The sequence below is a fragment of the Bordetella hinzii LMG 13501 genome (assembly GCF_001548475.1).
In the GTDB taxonomy this organism is placed as follows: domain Bacteria; phylum Pseudomonadota; class Gammaproteobacteria; order Burkholderiales; family Burkholderiaceae_B; genus Bordetella; species Bordetella hinzii.
Map to the genome: position 1 here is coordinate 1 of NZ_LRUJ01000062.1, position 14,036 is coordinate 14,036.

Annotated in this window: 16 protein-coding genes; 9 read left to right on the forward strand and 7 right to left on the reverse strand. The window is 69.2% G+C overall.

Annotated features, from left to right (window positions below; genetic code table 11):
• Positions 1–30: 30 nt before the first annotated feature.
• The 3 genes from AXA74_RS22870 to AXA74_RS22880 all read left to right on the forward strand — a co-directional run bounded on the left by AXA74_RS22870 (position 31) and on the right by AXA74_RS22880 (position 1,604).
• Entirely contained in the window at positions 31–960 is a 930-nt protein-coding gene (locus tag AXA74_RS22870; protein ID WP_029580913.1) for a S66 peptidase family protein, read from the forward strand.
• Positions 961–972: 12 nt separating this feature from the next.
• Positions 973–1,188, forward strand: coding sequence for an Arm DNA-binding domain-containing protein (locus tag AXA74_RS22875; protein ID WP_029580914.1), 216 nt, complete (start codon positions 973–975; stop codon positions 1,186–1,188).
• 77 nt (positions 1,189–1,265) lie between these two features.
• On the forward strand, positions 1,266–1,604 hold the full coding sequence (locus AXA74_RS22880) for a tRNA-binding protein (protein ID WP_029580915.1): 339 nt from the start codon (positions 1,266–1,268) through the stop codon (positions 1,602–1,604).
• On the opposite strand, the gene AXA74_RS22885 is transcribed toward AXA74_RS22880, so the two are convergent.
• Positions 1,601–2,548, reverse strand: a complete 948-nt coding sequence (locus tag AXA74_RS22885; protein WP_223850531.1) for a helix-turn-helix transcriptional regulator — start codon at positions 2,546–2,548, stop codon at positions 1,601–1,603. The two genes, AXA74_RS22880 and AXA74_RS22885, sit on opposite strands and share 4 nt — an antisense overlap.
• A 131-nt stretch (positions 2,549–2,679) precedes the next feature.
• Here AXA74_RS22885 and AXA74_RS22890 point away from each other — a divergent pair, with 131 nt between their 5' ends.
• Positions 2,680–4,887, forward strand: coding sequence for a TonB-dependent siderophore receptor (locus tag AXA74_RS22890; protein ID WP_032979579.1), 2,208 nt, complete (start codon positions 2,680–2,682; stop codon positions 4,885–4,887).
• Positions 4,887–5,744 (forward strand): alpha/beta hydrolase, encoded by an 858-nt coding sequence (locus AXA74_RS22895; protein ID WP_032979578.1) that lies wholly within the window; start codon positions 4,887–4,889, stop codon positions 5,742–5,744. Before AXA74_RS22890 ends, AXA74_RS22895 begins: the two co-directional genes overlap by 1 nt.
• 18 nt (positions 5,745–5,762) lie before the next feature.
• Here the strand turns inward: AXA74_RS22895 and AXA74_RS22900 are convergent, their stop codons facing one another.
• The 5 genes from AXA74_RS22900 to AXA74_RS22920 are packed head-to-tail and all read right to left on the reverse strand — an operon-like array spanning position 5,763 to position 10,188.
• Positions 5,763–6,461, reverse strand: coding sequence for an ABC transporter ATP-binding protein (locus AXA74_RS22900; RefSeq protein WP_029580919.1), 699 nt, complete (start codon positions 6,459–6,461; stop codon positions 5,763–5,765).
• Positions 6,451–7,224, reverse strand: a complete 774-nt coding sequence (locus tag AXA74_RS22905; protein ID WP_029580920.1) for an ABC transporter ATP-binding protein — start codon at positions 7,222–7,224, stop codon at positions 6,451–6,453. Before AXA74_RS22905 ends, AXA74_RS22900 begins: the two co-directional genes overlap by 11 nt.
• Positions 7,221–8,180, reverse strand: a complete 960-nt coding sequence (locus AXA74_RS22910) for a branched-chain amino acid ABC transporter permease (protein WP_029580921.1) — start codon at positions 8,178–8,180, stop codon at positions 7,221–7,223. The genes AXA74_RS22905 and AXA74_RS22910 overlap by 4 nt, the downstream gene beginning before the upstream one ends.
• Positions 8,164–9,042 carry a branched-chain amino acid ABC transporter permease gene (locus AXA74_RS22915; RefSeq protein WP_032979577.1) on the reverse strand — a complete coding sequence of 293 codons (879 nt, stop codon included), beginning with the start codon at positions 9,040–9,042 and terminating at the stop codon, positions 8,164–8,166. The genes AXA74_RS22910 and AXA74_RS22915 overlap by 17 nt, the downstream gene beginning before the upstream one ends.
• A gap of 3 nt (positions 9,043–9,045) precedes the next feature.
• A complete protein-coding gene (locus tag AXA74_RS22920) occupies positions 9,046–10,188 on the reverse strand; it encodes an ABC transporter substrate-binding protein (protein ID WP_032979576.1) in 1,143 nt (380 codons plus the stop codon).
• A gap of 171 nt (positions 10,189–10,359) precedes the next feature.
• On the opposite strand from AXA74_RS22920, the gene AXA74_RS22925 reads away from it, so the two are divergent.
• From AXA74_RS22925 to AXA74_RS22940, 4 genes are all read left to right on the forward strand, one after another.
• Entirely contained in the window at positions 10,360–11,691 is a 1,332-nt protein-coding gene (locus tag AXA74_RS22925) for an LLM class flavin-dependent oxidoreductase (RefSeq protein WP_197700152.1), read from the forward strand.
• A 15-nt stretch (positions 11,692–11,706) separates the two neighbouring features.
• The gene (locus AXA74_RS22930) at positions 11,707–12,114 is read left to right on the forward strand and encodes an OsmC family protein (protein ID WP_032956013.1); all 408 of its coding nucleotides are present in this window, start codon (positions 11,707–11,709) and stop codon (positions 12,112–12,114) included.
• Between the two features lie 128 nt (positions 12,115–12,242).
• Complete coding sequence (gene ssuE / locus AXA74_RS22935) at positions 12,243–12,827, forward strand: NADPH-dependent FMN reductase (RefSeq protein ID WP_029580924.1); 585 nt, start codon at positions 12,243–12,245, stop codon at positions 12,825–12,827.
• A 157-nt stretch (positions 12,828–12,984) separates the two neighbouring features.
• Positions 12,985–13,764, forward strand: a complete 780-nt coding sequence (locus tag AXA74_RS22940) for a DUF2243 domain-containing protein (RefSeq protein ID WP_060833327.1) — start codon at positions 12,985–12,987, stop codon at positions 13,762–13,764.
• Positions 13,765–13,777: 13 nt separating this feature from the next.
• Here the strand turns inward: AXA74_RS22940 and AXA74_RS22945 are convergent.
• Positions 13,778–14,036 (reverse strand): enoyl-CoA hydratase-related protein (locus AXA74_RS22945; protein ID WP_162266992.1); only part of this gene is annotated, 259 nt, incomplete at its 5' end.

The window sequence follows — 14,036 nt, forward strand, 5'->3', positions numbered from 1 at the left end:
GCCGCGCCGCCCCTTCCCGGGGCGCGCGCGGTGCCGGCGCTCAGGCCCGGCTCGGTGGTGGCCGTGGTGGCGCCGGCCTCGGCGGCAGACGGGGCGGCCGAGGACGCCGCGCAGTGGCTGGCCGGCCGCGGCTACGAGCCCCGGCTGCTGGTGGGCGCGCGCATGGACGCGCCCTATGATTATCTGGCGGGCCCTGACAGCCTGCGGCTGGCGCAGCTGCACGCCGCCTTCGCCGCGCCGGAGGTCGGCGCCGTCTGGTGCCTGCAGGGAGGGTTCGGCTCCTGGCGCCTGCTGGACCAGATCGACTACGCGCTGGTCCGCCAGCATCCCAAGCCCTTCATCGGCTATAGCGACATCACGGCGCTGCACCTGGCCTTGCAGCGGCGGGCGGGCTTTGTGACCTTCCATGGGCCCATGCTGGGCCAGGACTTCATCCAAGGCCGCGACGAGCCGACCGAAAGCCTGGCCTGGGCCATGCTGGGCGGCCAGCTGGGCGCGGGCAGCTGGATCGAGGCGCCGCCGTCCAGCCAGGTGATCGCGCTGGCGCCCGGACAGGCCAGCGGCCGGCTGGCCGGCGGCAATCTCGCCTTGATCTGCGCGCTGATGGGCACGGACGACGAGATCGATACCCGGGGCGCCATTCTTTTCATCGAGGACGTCAATGAATTGCCGCCCCGGGTCGACCGCATGCTCTCGCAGCTGGCCGCGGCCGGCAAGTTCGACGGCGTGGCCGGCGTGCTGGTGGGCAATTTCACGCGCGGCGCGCCGGGCAGCGACCCAGCCGGCCAGAGCGTGTATTGGCCCATTCTGCGCGAGGCTTTGCAGGGCCTGGGGGTGCCGGTGCTGGCCGGATGGCCCAGTGGCCATTGGAATCCCAACCTCATGCTGCCGCTGGGCGCGCGCGTCACCCTGGATGCCGGCCGTGGCGCGCTGCGCCTGGACCAGGCCGTGGTGAACTGAACGGAGCCGCCCATGAGCACGGGATTCGAGGGTGTGCGCCCGGCGTCGGAGTCGTCCATCGAAATCGGCTTCGTCTTTGAGGGCCGCCATTGTGTGGAGCGTATGCGCCTGAAGCCCACGGCGGCCAATCTGAAGAAGGCGGCGGCGCGGCGCGCCGAGATCCTGGAGGCGATCGCGCGCGGCGATTACGCGCCGCCAGCCGGCGCGGGCCTCCCGGCGCGCCGCTGAAAGCCGCGATGCGTGCCGGCCGTTCGCGGCGTGGCATGATACGGGCGCGCCCGCGGTGTCCGGGCGGGAGACGACAGATGACGCCCATTACCTGGGATGACTTCAGCAAAGTGGAACTGCGCGTTGGCCGCATCCTCAAGGCCGAGCCTTTTCCGGAGGCGCGCAAGCCGGCCTATAAGCTCTTGGTGGATTTCGGACCGGACATCGGGCAGCGCAAGTCCAGCGCGCAGATCACCGATCTTTACGATGCCGGCGCGCTGGAAGGCCGGCTGGTGGTGGCGGTGGTGAATTTTCCGCCCAAGCAGATCGGGCCGATGCGCTCGGAGTGCCTGGTGACAGGTTTCCATAATGCCGAGGGCCATGTGGCCCTCTGCGTGCCCGATGCCGAGGTGCCGCTGGGCACGCGGCTGCTCTAGCCCGGCCCGGCCAGCCGCGCGCCGGCCTGGCGCGGCGCGATGCCGTAGGCGCGCCGGAAGGCGGTCGAGAAATTGGCCGGGCTGCCATAGCCGGCGATTTCCGCGGCGCGCGCCACGCTCACGCCGTCGCGTTCCAGCGCGGCTCGCGCGCGGCGCAGGCGCGCGTCGCGCCGGTATTCGTCCACCGCGCTGTTCCAGGCGGCCCGGAAGTGTCTTTGCAGCGTGTTGACGCTCAAGTGGTGGCGCGCCGCGATCTGGGCCAATGACCATCCGTCGGCCGCCCCGCTTTCCAGGAGTTCGCGCACCTGCACCATGCGCAGGAACTTCCGGCGGCTGAGGGTGCTGGTCTCGGCGGGCGGCTGGCCGAGCGCGCCAGCCGCCTCGCGCAGCAGTTCGAGCGCGCGCGCTTCCAGATAGAGCGGCAGCAGTTCCGGGTCCTGGCGCGGCGGATGCAGCAGCTGCTGCAGCCGGGCCAGGCCATTGCGCGACAGGGGCCAGCGGCGCGGTTGCAGCGGCGCCAGCTGGCGCAGGGCGCCGTCGGGCCGCAGGCGGCCGGCGAGCCATTGCGGCGAGAAAGACAGCATGACCGCGCGCTCGATGTCGCCCCGGCGCGATTGCCGCTGCAGTTCAAAACCGGCCGACGCGCTCCAGGCCACGCCATGGCCGGCCAGCGAGGCACGCCGCGCCAGCGCGACGCCGCCGGCGCTCAGGTCGGCGCCGCCGCTCAAGGCCAGCACCATGTGCAGTCCCGGGCCTTCCTGGCTGCGCAGGGCGATGCCCTGCACATCACGCCAGTCCATGCGGCGCAGCACCAGGCCCGCGCCCAGCTCATGCGCCTCGCACAGACCCTCGAAGCGCGCCGTGCCCGCGCGCAGGGCGCCCAGATAACGGTTGGCGGCGGCAGTTCCCGCGTTTGGTGCTTGGACAAAGCTTTGTGGTGGCACGGCAAATGTTTCTCTCGAACAAGCTGACATAATCATGAACGATAAATGGTATTACAAATCATTCCTAATTAGAAAGGCCTGTCCCTAAATATTGCATAGCGGACGGCCGGGTCACACAGGAGTTTTTTCGCATGTCGTTCGCGCGCTTTTCACGGCACTATGCCCGCACCGCCGTTCTGCTGGCCATGGCCGGGCCGGCCTGGGCCCAGACCCAGATCCAGGACCCGTCGCTGGTACAGGAAATGCCCGCCGTCCAGGTGCTGGGCACGGCGGAGGAGGAGGTCAAGGAGTCGCTGGGCGTGTCGGTGATCACCGCGGAGGAAATCCAGCGCCGTCCGCCGGTCAACGACCTGGCCGACATCATCCGGCGCGAGCCGGGCGTGAACCTGACCGGCAACAGCGCCAGCGGCGCGCGCGGCAACAACCGCCAGATCGACATCCGCGGCATGGGGCCGGAGAACACCCTCATCCTGGTCGATGGCAAGCCGGTGAGCTCGCGCAACTCGGTGCGCTATGGCTGGAACGGCGACCGCGACACGCGCGGGGATTCGAACTGGGTGCCGGCCGAGGAGGTCGAGCGGATCGAAGTCATCCGTGGCCCCGCGGCGGCGCGCTATGGTTCGGGCGCCATGGGCGGGGTGGTCAATATCATCACCAAGCGGCCCACGGACAAGACCTCGGCTTCGGCGACCTATTACCTCAACCAGCCCGAGGACAGCAAGGAAGGCAATACCAACCGGATCAACTTCAGCCTGGCCACGCCCGTCAGCGATACGCTGTCCATGCGCCTGTACGGCAACTACAACAAGACCAACCCGGATGCGCGCGACATCAATGCCGGCCATGCCGCGCCCGGCACCGATGGCGTGACCTCGACGGCCGGCCGGGAGGGGGTCGTCAACCAGGACCTGAACACGCTGTTCTCCTGGAGGATGGACAAGAACAATACCTTCGAGCTGGATGCCGGTTTCAGCCGCCAGGGCAATCTGTACGCCGGCGACACCATGAACAACGCCAATAGCGTGATCTCGGATGCGATGTATGGCGAAGAGACCAACATCATGTACCGCGACAATGTATCGCTCACGCACAGCGGCTCCTATGACTGGGGCACGAGCCGCGCCAGCGTCGGCTACGACTACACGCGCAATACGCGCCGCGAGGAAGGCCTGGCCGGGGGCCCGGAAGGCGCGCCCAATGGCAATGGCTTCGCGACCGCGCGGCTGAAGAACTGGCGCGCGGCCGGCGAGGTGAACCTGCCTTTCACGCTGGGCGTCAGCCAGGTCGCCACCCTGGGTATGGAATACCTGCGCGAGACGCTGGACGATCCCAGCGGTCTGCGCCAGACCTACACGGGCGGCAGCATCGCCGGCACCGACGCGGCCAACCGCGATTCCAAGGCCAAGCAGAACAGCTACGCGCTCTTCGTGGAGGACAACATCGAGGCCACCCAGGACGTCACCCTGACGCCGGGCGTGCGGCTGGACCATAACTCCGAGTTCGGCAGCAACTGGAGCCCCAGCCTGAACGCCTCGTGGGCGGCCACCGATGCCTTCAAGATCAAGGGCGGCATCGCGCGCGCCTACAAGGCGCCCAACCTCTATCAGTCCAACCCCAACTATCTGCTCTATAGCCGAGGGCAGGGCTGCCTGGCGTCGCAGACCAATACCAATGGCTGCTACCTGGTGGGCAATGAAGACCTGTCGCCGGAAATCAGCGTCAACAAGGAAATCGGCTTTGAGTACGACCCGGGCACCTGGCGCACCAGCATGGCCTACTTCCGCAACGACTACAAAAACAAGATCGTCGCCGGCACGGACGTGCTCTACCGCCTGAACAACGGCGCGCGGGTGCTGCAATGGACCAACAGCGGCAAGGCCGTGGTCGAGGGCCTGGAAGGCAATTTGTTCATTCCGCTGGCCGACAACCTGGACTGGAACACCAACTTCACCTACATGATCGAGTCCAAGAACAAGAGCACCGGCCAGCCATTGAGCGTGATTCCCAAGTACACGATCAACAGCACGCTGGACTGGTTCTATACCGGACAGCTGTCCTTTCAGGCCAATGTGACTTACTACGGCAAGCAGCAAGGGCCGTCGGTCAACGAGCGCACCGGCGTGGACTTGTCGGGCGATGCCCTGCAGACGGTCAGCCCTTATGCGCTGGTGGGCTTGAGCGCCGGCTATGAAGTCAACAAGAACCTGCGCCTGCGTGTCGGCGTGAGCAATCTGTTCGACAAGAAGCAGTACCGCGAGGGCAATGCCTCCACCGCCGGGGCGGCGACCTATAACGAGCCGGGCCGCGCCTATTACGCCACCTTGACGGTGAGTTATTGATGCGGGCGCACCGTCTAGCGGCGGCGGCGCTGGCGCTGGCGGCCGCCGGCGCCAGCGCGCAGCCGCGCCCGCCCGACACCTTCGATGCGGCCGCCGAGCGCGCGCGGCTGGGGCTGCTGGGCCTGGTGCAGCAGCAGGTGATGCCGCGCGCCGGCGGCCTGACCGCCGCGCGCATCTATCTGTGGGCGCCGTTGCGGCCCGCGCCGGCCACGGGCTGGCCGGTCATCTATATGCTGGACGGCACCGCCGTGTTCCAGGCGCTGTCGCGGGCCGAGGGCTTGGCGCACGAGGCCGTGGTGGTGGGCCTGGGCTATGACAGCCCGGGCCGGGTGGATGGCGCGGCCCGGGCCTGGGACTATACGCCGCGCCTGCCGGGCGCGGGACCCGAGGGCACGCCGGACCCGCGCGCCCCGGCGCGCCGCAACGGCGGCGCCCAGGGCTGGCTGGATTTCATCGAAGACGAGGTCAAGCCCTGGGTGCGATCCCAGGTGCCGGTGGATCCGGACCGCCAGACGCTCTATGGCCATTCCTATGGCGGCCTGTTCGTGCTGGAGACCCTGATGACCCGGCCCGAGACCTTCCAGCGTTATGTGGCGGCCAGCCCCTCTTTGTGGTGGAACGCGCCCTATATGCAGGAGCGCCTGGCCGCCTGGCAGCCGGCGGGCAAGCTGAGTCTGCAGCTCATGGTGGGCGGCGAGGAGCGCCTGGCCGGCCGCGCCACCCGGGGCGACAGCCGCGACATTGCCCGCTTGCTGGCCGGCAAGCCGGGGCTGGCCGTGAGCTGGCGCGAGTTTCCCGGCCTGGGGCATGGGCCCATGCTGCCGGCATCGGCGCTGCAGGCGCTGCGGGAGCGGTAGGCGGCGCTTCGGGACGCCTCAGACCCCCAGATAGGCCTGGCGCACGCCGGGATCCTGGCTCAAGGCTTGGGCCTGGCCGCTGAGCACGATGCGGCCCTCGCGCAGCACATAGCCGCGCTGCGCGATGCGCAGCGCCTGGGAGGCGTTCTGTTCGGCGATCAGCACGGAGGTGCCGCCGCGGCCCAGCCCGGCGATGACGTCGAAGATCTCCTGGACCACGCGCGGCGCCAGGCCCAGGGAGGGTTCATCGAGCAGCAGCAGGCGGGGCGCGCTCATCAGCGCCCGGCCGATGGCCAGCATCTGCTGTTCGCCGCCCGAGAGTGTGCCGCCGGCCTGCTCCAGGCGCTGGGCCAGCCTGGGGAAGATGTCCAGCACCCGGTCGAGCCCGGCCAGGTCGCCCCCGCGCGCATAGGCGCCCATCATGAGATTCTCGCGCACGGTCAGGGGCGCGAAGATTTGCCGAGCCTCGGGCACCAGGGCCAGGCCATGACGCACGATGCGCTCGGCGGGCAGGGCCTGCACCGGCTGGCCGTCCAGCAGCACCTGGCCGTGCACGGGGCGCAGCAGGCCGGCCACGCTGCGCATGAGGGTGGACTTGCCCGCGCCGTTGCTGCCGATGAGGCAGACGGTCTCGCCTTCGGCGACCTCGAGCGTGACCTCGTGCAGGATGCGCATGGGGCCGATGCCGGCCGACAAGGCCCGGATATCAAGCCGCATCGGCCGGTCCTCCCAGATAGGCTTCGATCACGGCGGGATCCTGGCGCACCTGCGCGGGCGGGCCTTCGCTGATGGGACGCCCGTTGTTCAGGACCAGGATGTGTTCGGACAGCGACATGACGACATGGACATTGTGTTCGACCAGCAGCACGGCCACGCCGCGCGCATTGAGCGCGCGGATGGCGGCGACCACGCGCGCCACGGCTTCGGCCGGCAGCCCGGCCATGGGTTCGTCCAGCAGCAGCAGGCGGGGTTCGGAAGCCATGGCGCGGGCGATTTCCATGAGCTTGGCATCGCCATAGCTCAGGCTGCCGGCGGGCTTGGCGGCCTGCGCCTGCAGGCCGAGCGCTTCGAGCAGCGCCATGCCGATACGCGCATCGGCCTGGCGCTCGCGGCGGGCCAGCGGCAGGCCCAGCAGCCCGGCGGCAAAGCCGCTGCGGGTGCGGACGTGACGGCCGACCAGCACGTTTTCCAAGACGCTCAACTCCGGAAAGATCTGCAGGTTCTGGAAGCTGCGGGCCATGCCCAGGCGCACGCGCCGCTGGGGCGGCAGGCGTTCGATGCGTTCGCCGGCAAAGTGGATCTCGCCGCGGTCGGGCCGGGTGACGCCGGTCAGGAGGTTGAAGAGGGTGGACTTGCCCGCGCCGTTGGGGCCGATGACGGACACGATTTCGCCGGGCGCCACGGACAGCGACACGCCTTCCAGGGCCTGGATGCCGCCAAAGGCGCGCGACAGGCCGCGCGCATGCAACAAGGCGTTCATGATGCGCGCCTCCCGGGCCAGCGCAGGCCCGCCAGCCCGCCGGGCAGAAAACCCACCACCACGATCATCGCCACGCCGAAGACCAGCAGCTCGGCGTCGTGCATGCTGCGCATGACTTCGGGCAATGCCGTAAAAAGCAGCGCGCCCAGGAAGCCGCCCCAATAGCGGCCAAAACCGCCTACGGCCGCCATGACCAGCAACAGCACCGAGGTGAAGAAGGAAAAGGTCTCGGGCGAGGCATAGTTGTTCTGGTGCACGTGCAGCGAGCCGGCCACGCCGGCCAGCGCCGCGCTCAGGGCGAACACGGCCAGCTTGTAGCGCAGCACCGGCACGCCCATGCAGGCCGCGGCGATATCGCTGGCGGCCAGGGCTCGCACGCCGCGGCCGGCGCGCGAGCGCAGCAGGTTGCGCAAGGCCAGCATGGCCAGCCCGCCCAGGGCCCAGGCGAGGAAGTAAAAGGCCGAGGGGTTGCCGAGATCCCAGGCGCCGAGGCTGAAGGAGGGCACGCCGGCCAGCCCGTTGGGGCCGCCGGTCAGGCCCACCAGGCCGACGAAGAGCACCGACAGTATGGCGTTCAGCCCCACGGTCGCCATGGCGAGGTAATGGCCGCGCAGCCGCAGGGTCGGCAGGCCGACCAGCAGGGCCACGAGGGCGCTGCATAGCACGGCCGCGAGCAGGCCGAGCCAGGGGCTGGCCCCGTATTGCGCCGACAGGATGCCGCTGGTGTAGGCGCCCAGGCCGAAGAAGCCGCCCTGGGCCAGCGAGATCTGCCCCGCATAGCCCACCAGCAGGTTCAGGCCGCTGATGAGCAGCAGGTTGATGAAGAAACTGCCGCCCAGGCTGACGAGATAGTCGTTGGGCGCGATCCAGGGCCAGGCGGCCAGCACGAGCCAGACCAGGGCCAGGCGCGTCAGGCGCGCCGGATCCGGCAGCAGGGGGTCAGACCTTGATGACATCGGCGCGTCCGAGCAAGCCTTGCGGGCGGATGATGAGGATGAGCAGCAAGACCAGGAAGGCCACGCCGTCCTTGAATTGCGACGTCAGATAGCCCGCCGTCAGGGTCTCCAGCAGGCCCAGCAGCACCCCGCCCAGCAGCGCGCCGTAGAGGTTGCCCAGGCCGCCCAGCATGGCGGCGCTGAAGCCCTTGAAACCCAGCACCGTGCCGCTGTCATAGGACATGAGCGTCAAGGGCGTGATGATGGCGCCGGCCAGTCCGCCGAACAGGGCGGCGATGCTGAAAGAGGCGGCGATGACCCGGCGCCGGCTGATGCCCATCAAGGCGGCGGCGTCGGCATTGGCGCAGGCCGCGCGCATGGCGATGCCATAGCGGGTATGGGCGAAGAAGAGGTGGGTGGCGGCCATCAGGACCAGGGTGATGCCGAAGATCCACAGCGTCTGGGCGTTGACCTGCGCGCCGCCGATGGCGACCACGCGCTCGCCCGACAGGCCGGCATAGCCCTGGGGATTCTTGCCCAGGGTCAGCATGACCAGGCTCTTGGTCGCGATGGCCAGGCCGACCGAGACCAGGGTGATGGTGAGGGCTCCGTGCTGGCGCAGCGGACGGATCACGATGCGGTCCGACAGCCAGCCGGCCACGGCCACCGCCAGCGTGGCGGCCAGCGTGACCAGCCAGATAGGGGCGTCGCCGCGGACCACGGCCAGGGCGGCCAGCATGCCGCCCAGCATGACCCACTCGCCTTGGGCGAAGTTCAGCGCGCCCGTGGCCTTGAAGATGATGTTGAAGCCCACCGCGATGAGCGCGTAGATGCCGCCCGTGCCCAGGCCGGCGAAGACCAGCTGCAGAAACGCCGCGTCCATGGTTCAGCGATAGTCCGCGAGGCGGAAACGGCCGTCCTTCCAGGTGACCAGCACGATGTCTTCCTTGGCCAGCCCAGAGTGGCGCTGGGCCGAGAAATTGAATACGCCTCCGACGCCCTCATAGCCGCGTACGCTCTCCAGGGCGCCGCGCACGCTCTCCTTGTCCGGGCCGGCGGCAAGCGCCCGCGCGGCCAGCTGGATGGCGTCGTAGGTCTGGGCCACGAATTGGTTGGGATCGCGTCCGTAGCGGGCCTTGAACTTGGCGGTGAGCTCGGCGATCTTGCGCTTGAGCGGATCGCTGTCGGGCAGGTCGGCGCCCACGGGGAACTTCACCGAGACCAGGAGCACGCCGTCGGCGTCGGCGCCGGCCAGCTCCATATAGCGCTGCGAGACAAAGCCATAGCTATGGATGAGCTTGCGGTCGTTCAGGCCCAGCTGGCGGGCCTGGCGCATGAAGATGACGCCCGCCGGCGTGACGGTCCAGCAGACGATGGCCTGCGCGTCGCCGGCGCGGATCTTGGTCAGTTGCGGGGTGAGGTCGGTGTCGGAAGGCGCGAAGGCTTCATAGCTCACCTGGAGCTGGTGGGCGGGCGCCACGGCGCGCAGGGCATCGGCGGCCGCCTGGCCGAAGCCGCTGGTGTCGTGCAGCAGGGCGATGCGGGTGATGCCTTGCTTCTTGAAGTAGTCGGCCAGGCGTTCGAAGACCTGGCTGTCGTCGACGGTGCTCTTGAAGACCCAGGCGCGTTCTTGCGCGGGACTGGCGATGGTGGCCGCGCCTTCGGTGGAGATGAAGGGCGTCCTGGATTGTTGGGCCAGCGGCACCATGGCCTGCGCGATGCCGCTCATATTGCCGCCGCCCACCAGGATGTCCACGCGGTCCTGCGACAGCAGGCGGCGCGTCGAAGCCAGGGCCTTGGCGGTCTGGCTCTCGGCGTCGTAGAACTTCCATTCGATCTTGCGGCCCTGGATGCCGCCGGCGGCGTTGATCTCGTCGATGGCGATCTCCATGCCGTCCTTCATGTCTTCGCCCAGAAAGGCGGCCGGGCCGGTGGTGGAGAGAATCGTGCCGATTTTGAGCGGGTCGGCGGCCTGGGCCGGGCCGGCCAAGGCGGTGGCGGCCAGGAGGGCCGCGAGGGTCTTGCGCATGTGGTTTACCTGGCGCGATGCGAAAAACCAGGGATTCTGCGCGCCCGCGGCGGCCCGGCCAAGAACGCAATGGTTATTCGCTTATAGCCGCACGCGATAAAAAACCTTTCTAGAATTCCCGCAGCTTGTATTCATATTCTTTTGCCGCGGGTTGTCATCCCCCTTTTATCCATGTCCGACTCATCACGTCCCGGCCAGATGCATCTGGCCGCTTTTGTCCAGGCCGGCCCGGTTTCGGGTCATCACGGCGGCTGGCGCCATCCCGACGCCGATACCGAGGTGCTTTCGGCCGATTACTATGCCCGGCTGGGCAAACTGCTGGAGGACGGACGCTTCGATCTGCTGTTCCTGGCCGACATCCTGGCCGTGCCGCAGCGCTTCGAGGGCAGCCTGGACAGCCAGCTGCGCTATGGCGCGCTGGGCGCCTTGCGCCTGGAGCCGCTCATCACCCTGGCGACGGTGGCCGCGCATACGCGCCACCTAGGCCTGGCCAGCACGATCTCGACCTCGTACTTCGAGCCGTTCGCCGTGGCGCGTTCGCTTGCGACGCTGGATCACCTGAGCGGCGGCCGCGCGGCGTGGAATATCGTCACGTCTTTCCAGCAGGCCGAGGCCGCCAATTTCGGGCTTTCCGAGCAACTCTCGCGCGAGGCCCGCTACGACCGCGCCGACGAGTTCGTGGAGATCGCCTGCAAGCTGTGGAACAGCTGGGGCGACGGCGCGGTAGTGCGCGACAAGGAGGCGCCGCTGTTCGCCGATCCGTCCCAGGTCGCGGCCATCAATCACGCCGGCAAGTACTTCCGCGTGCAGGGGCCGCTGAATGTGAGCCGTCCGCCGCAGGGGCGTCCGGTCTTCATCCAGGCGGGCGCCTCGGGCCGCGGCCGCGACTTCGCCGCCAAATGGGCCGACGTTATTTTCGTGAACCACTCTTCGCTGGAATCGGCGCAGGCCTTTTATGAGGAAATGAAAGGCCGCGCGGCCTCGCATGGCCGCGACCCGGCCAGCCTGAAGATCCTGCCCGGCATCGTGCCCATCGTGGGGCAGACCGATGCCGAAGCCCAGGAGGCCGACCGCCAGCTGCAGGCGCTGGCCTTGCCGCAAGCCGGTCTGTCGACGCTGTCGTATCACCTGGACATCGACCTGGCGCAGTTTCCGCAGGATGAGATCCTGCCCGACATGGACGTGCCCGGGGTGCAGGGCCACTACAAAGAGGTCGCGGAGCTCACGCGCAAGCAGGGGCTGACGCTGTCGCAGCTGGGCCATCGCTACGGCGTGGGCACGCTGCGCGATTTCGTCGGCTCGGGCAAGGCCGTGGCCGACACCATGGAGGCCTGGTTCCGCGGCAAGGCCTGCGACGGCTTCATGATCCAGGCCTCCTATCTGCCGGGCGGCATGGAGCAATTCGTGCGCCTTGCCGTGCCGCAGCTGCAGGCCCGGGGCCTGTTCCGCCGCGAGTATGGCGGCACCACCCTGCGCGACCACCTGGGCCTGGCGCGCCCCTGACGACAAGGAGAATCCATGCCCAGTCTACGCAGCACCACCATTGGCCAGCAGGGCCGCTATCTGTTGTCGGCGCGCGAGCAGCACCTCATCGCCGATGCCACCGCTGCACGCGGCGGGCCGGGCGAAGCCTGGCTGGCCGCCGAGCTGCTGCTGGCGGCCCTGGCGACCTGCGCGCAGGCCGTCATCGAATCCAGCGCGCGCGAGCAGGGCGTGGCGCTGCGCGCGGTGCGCGTCAATGGCGAAGCCGAGGCCGACGAGGCGCGGCCCGGTCATTACGCCTTTGTCCGCCTGGATTTCGAGCTCGATGGCGCCACCGACGAGCAGGCGCGTGCCTTGGTGGGCGTGTATCTGGAGATCTGCCCCATCTATGGTTCGGTCTCGCGCGGCGCGCCGGTCTCGGTGAATATCCGCGGGCGGGTTTGAACGCCGCGAAGCGGGCCGCCCGGCGAGCATAAAGACATGCCGAGGAAGTATTTTCCGCCAGCCGGGCGCGCTGCCAGAATCGACGCCATTGCTTCTTTCGGCGGGCAGGGGCCCGCGGCGACATCACCATGACCGTTCTCACCCTGGCAGGCAGTCCGTCCGCGCGCTCGCGCTCCTCGTCGCTTTTGCGCCATGTGGCCCAGGCGCTGGCGCGCCACGGACATGAGATCAGCGAGATCGGCCTGGGGGACGTGCCGGCCCAGGACCTGGTCGAAGGCCGCTATGCCGGCCCGGCGGCAGCCGCCTTGCGCGCCCGGGTGTCGGCCGCCAGCGTGGTGGTCGTCGCCACGCCCATCTACAAGGCTTCGTTTGCCGGCGGGCTGAAGGCCTTGCTCGACCTCTTGGACGAGAAAGCCCTGGCCGGCAAGATCGTCCTGCCGCTGGCGACCGGCGGCAGCCCGGCCCATCTCCTGGCGCTGGAATATGGCCTGAAGCCGGTGCTCTCGGCGCTGGGCGCGCGCCATATCCTGGCGGGCGTCTATGCCACCGACAAGGAGGTGGTCATCGGCGAGGATGGCGTGCCGCGCATTGCCGATGCCATCCACGAACGCCTGGACGAGGCCGTGGCCAGCGTGCTTGCGCTGGCGGGGGCGGCGGCGCGCCGGGCCGCCGCCAATGACGCGCGCCGCGAGGCGGCCGTGGCCCTGGGCTGAGGCTGGCGCGTTTTACCGCCCGCGCGCCGTCGTGGGCGCCCTCCATTGAGCGACATGCCGGCCGGCGGGCAGGCGCTTTCGCGCCCGCCCCGGGTGTGCGCGTCCATCGCGGGCACGCGGCTTGCTGCGCCGCGCGCAAGGGCAACAGGAGGAGCTTATGGACGCGATCATGACGCCGGACGAGCGGCGCCTGCGCCGCGCCAGCGGATGGCTGGGCTTTGCGATGGGCGGTTTTTTCGATGGGATTCTGCTGCACCAGATCCTGCAATGGCACCACCTGCTGTCGGCGCTGCGGACGGGGGTGCTGGCGGACCTGCGCATGCAGGTGGCCGTAGACGGCCTGTTTCATGCCCTCATGTATGCCGTGGCCGCCGTGGGGCTGTGGATGCTGTACCGCGCACGCCGGGGCGATGCGGCAATCCGGCCGCCCTGGCCCGCGTTCTGGATGGGGTTCGGCGTCTGGCATATTGTCGACGCGCTGTTCTCGCACTGGATCACGGGCATCCATCGCATCCGCATGGATTCCGGCATGCCGCTGTTCTGGGATGTGCTGTGGCTGGCGGTCTTTGGACTGCTGCCTTTCTTTCTCGGCTGGCGTGGGCGCGGCGGCTCGCCTCCCGGGGGCCGGCGCGCCGCCGCCCTGCTGCTGCTTGTGCTGGGCGCGGCGGCAGTCAACCTGTTTCCGCTGCGCGGCGACAACGGCACCACCGTGGTGGCATTGTCGCCGCGGGCTTCGGCTGCCGGACTGTTGCAGGCGCTGGATGGCACGGAGGCGCGGGTCGTATGGACGGACCGCGGCGGCGGAGTCTGGGTCTTGCGGGATATGTCCTGGCGCCAAAGCCTGGCGCTCTACCGCGCGGGCGCGCTCTATGTCAGCGGGGCCGGCGCGCCCGCGGGTTGCGCGGCCTGGCTGCAACCGGGCCAGCGGCCGGCCTGAGCGGCCGGCGCGGCTAATTCGCCAGGAACCGCTCGCGGGCTTTTTTCCCTTCGTCGCTATCGCGGCAGACCAGCGCCTGGTCGGCGTCCATGTAGATGCCCAGGCGGTTCAGCGCATTGGCGTGCAGGTTGACCGATTCCTTGGTCATGCGCAGGATGGCGGGCGGGGTCTGGCTGGCCTGGGCGGCCATGGCCTGGGCGCGGGCCAGGGCCTGGCCGCGCGGGACGACCTCGTCAACCAGGCCCCAATCGAGGGCCTGCGCCATGCCGAGC

Bases quoted from the DNA above. Each gene is read 5' to 3' on its own strand.
- AXA74_RS22940 (WP_060833327.1), top strand. From the start codon at position 12,985: ATGGACGCGATCATGACGCCGGACGAGCGGCGCCTGCGCCGCGCCAGC.
- AXA74_RS22880 (WP_029580915.1), top strand. From the start codon at position 1,266: ATGACGCCCATTACCTGGGATGACTTCAGCAAAGTGGAACTGCGCGTT.
- AXA74_RS22900 (WP_029580919.1), bottom strand. From the start codon at position 6,461: ATGCGGCTTGATATCCGGGCCTTGTCGGCCGGCATCGGCCCCATGCGC.
- AXA74_RS22890 (WP_032979579.1), top strand. From the start codon at position 2,680: ATGTCGTTCGCGCGCTTTTCACGGCACTATGCCCGCACCGCCGTTCTG.
- AXA74_RS22930 (WP_032956013.1), top strand. From the start codon at position 11,707: ATGCCCAGTCTACGCAGCACCACCATTGGCCAGCAGGGCCGCTATCTG.
- AXA74_RS22895 (WP_032979578.1), top strand. From the start codon at position 4,887: ATGCGGGCGCACCGTCTAGCGGCGGCGGCGCTGGCGCTGGCGGCCGCC.
- AXA74_RS22875 (WP_029580914.1), top strand. From the start codon at position 973: ATGAGCACGGGATTCGAGGGTGTGCGCCCGGCGTCGGAGTCGTCCATC.
- ssuE (WP_029580924.1), top strand. From the start codon at position 12,243: ATGACCGTTCTCACCCTGGCAGGCAGTCCGTCCGCGCGCTCGCGCTCC.
- AXA74_RS22915 (WP_032979577.1), bottom strand. From the start codon at position 9,042: ATGGACGCGGCGTTTCTGCAGCTGGTCTTCGCCGGCCTGGGCACGGGC.
- AXA74_RS22925 (WP_197700152.1), top strand. From the start codon at position 10,360: ATGTCCGACTCATCACGTCCCGGCCAGATGCATCTGGCCGCTTTTGTC.
- AXA74_RS22905 (WP_029580920.1), bottom strand. From the start codon at position 7,224: ATGAACGCCTTGTTGCATGCGCGCGGCCTGTCGCGCGCCTTTGGCGGC.
- AXA74_RS22910 (WP_029580921.1), bottom strand. From the start codon at position 8,180: ATGTCATCAAGGTCTGACCCCCTGCTGCCGGATCCGGCGCGCCTGACG.
- AXA74_RS22920 (WP_032979576.1), bottom strand. From the start codon at position 10,188: ATGCGCAAGACCCTCGCGGCCCTCCTGGCCGCCACCGCCTTGGCCGGC.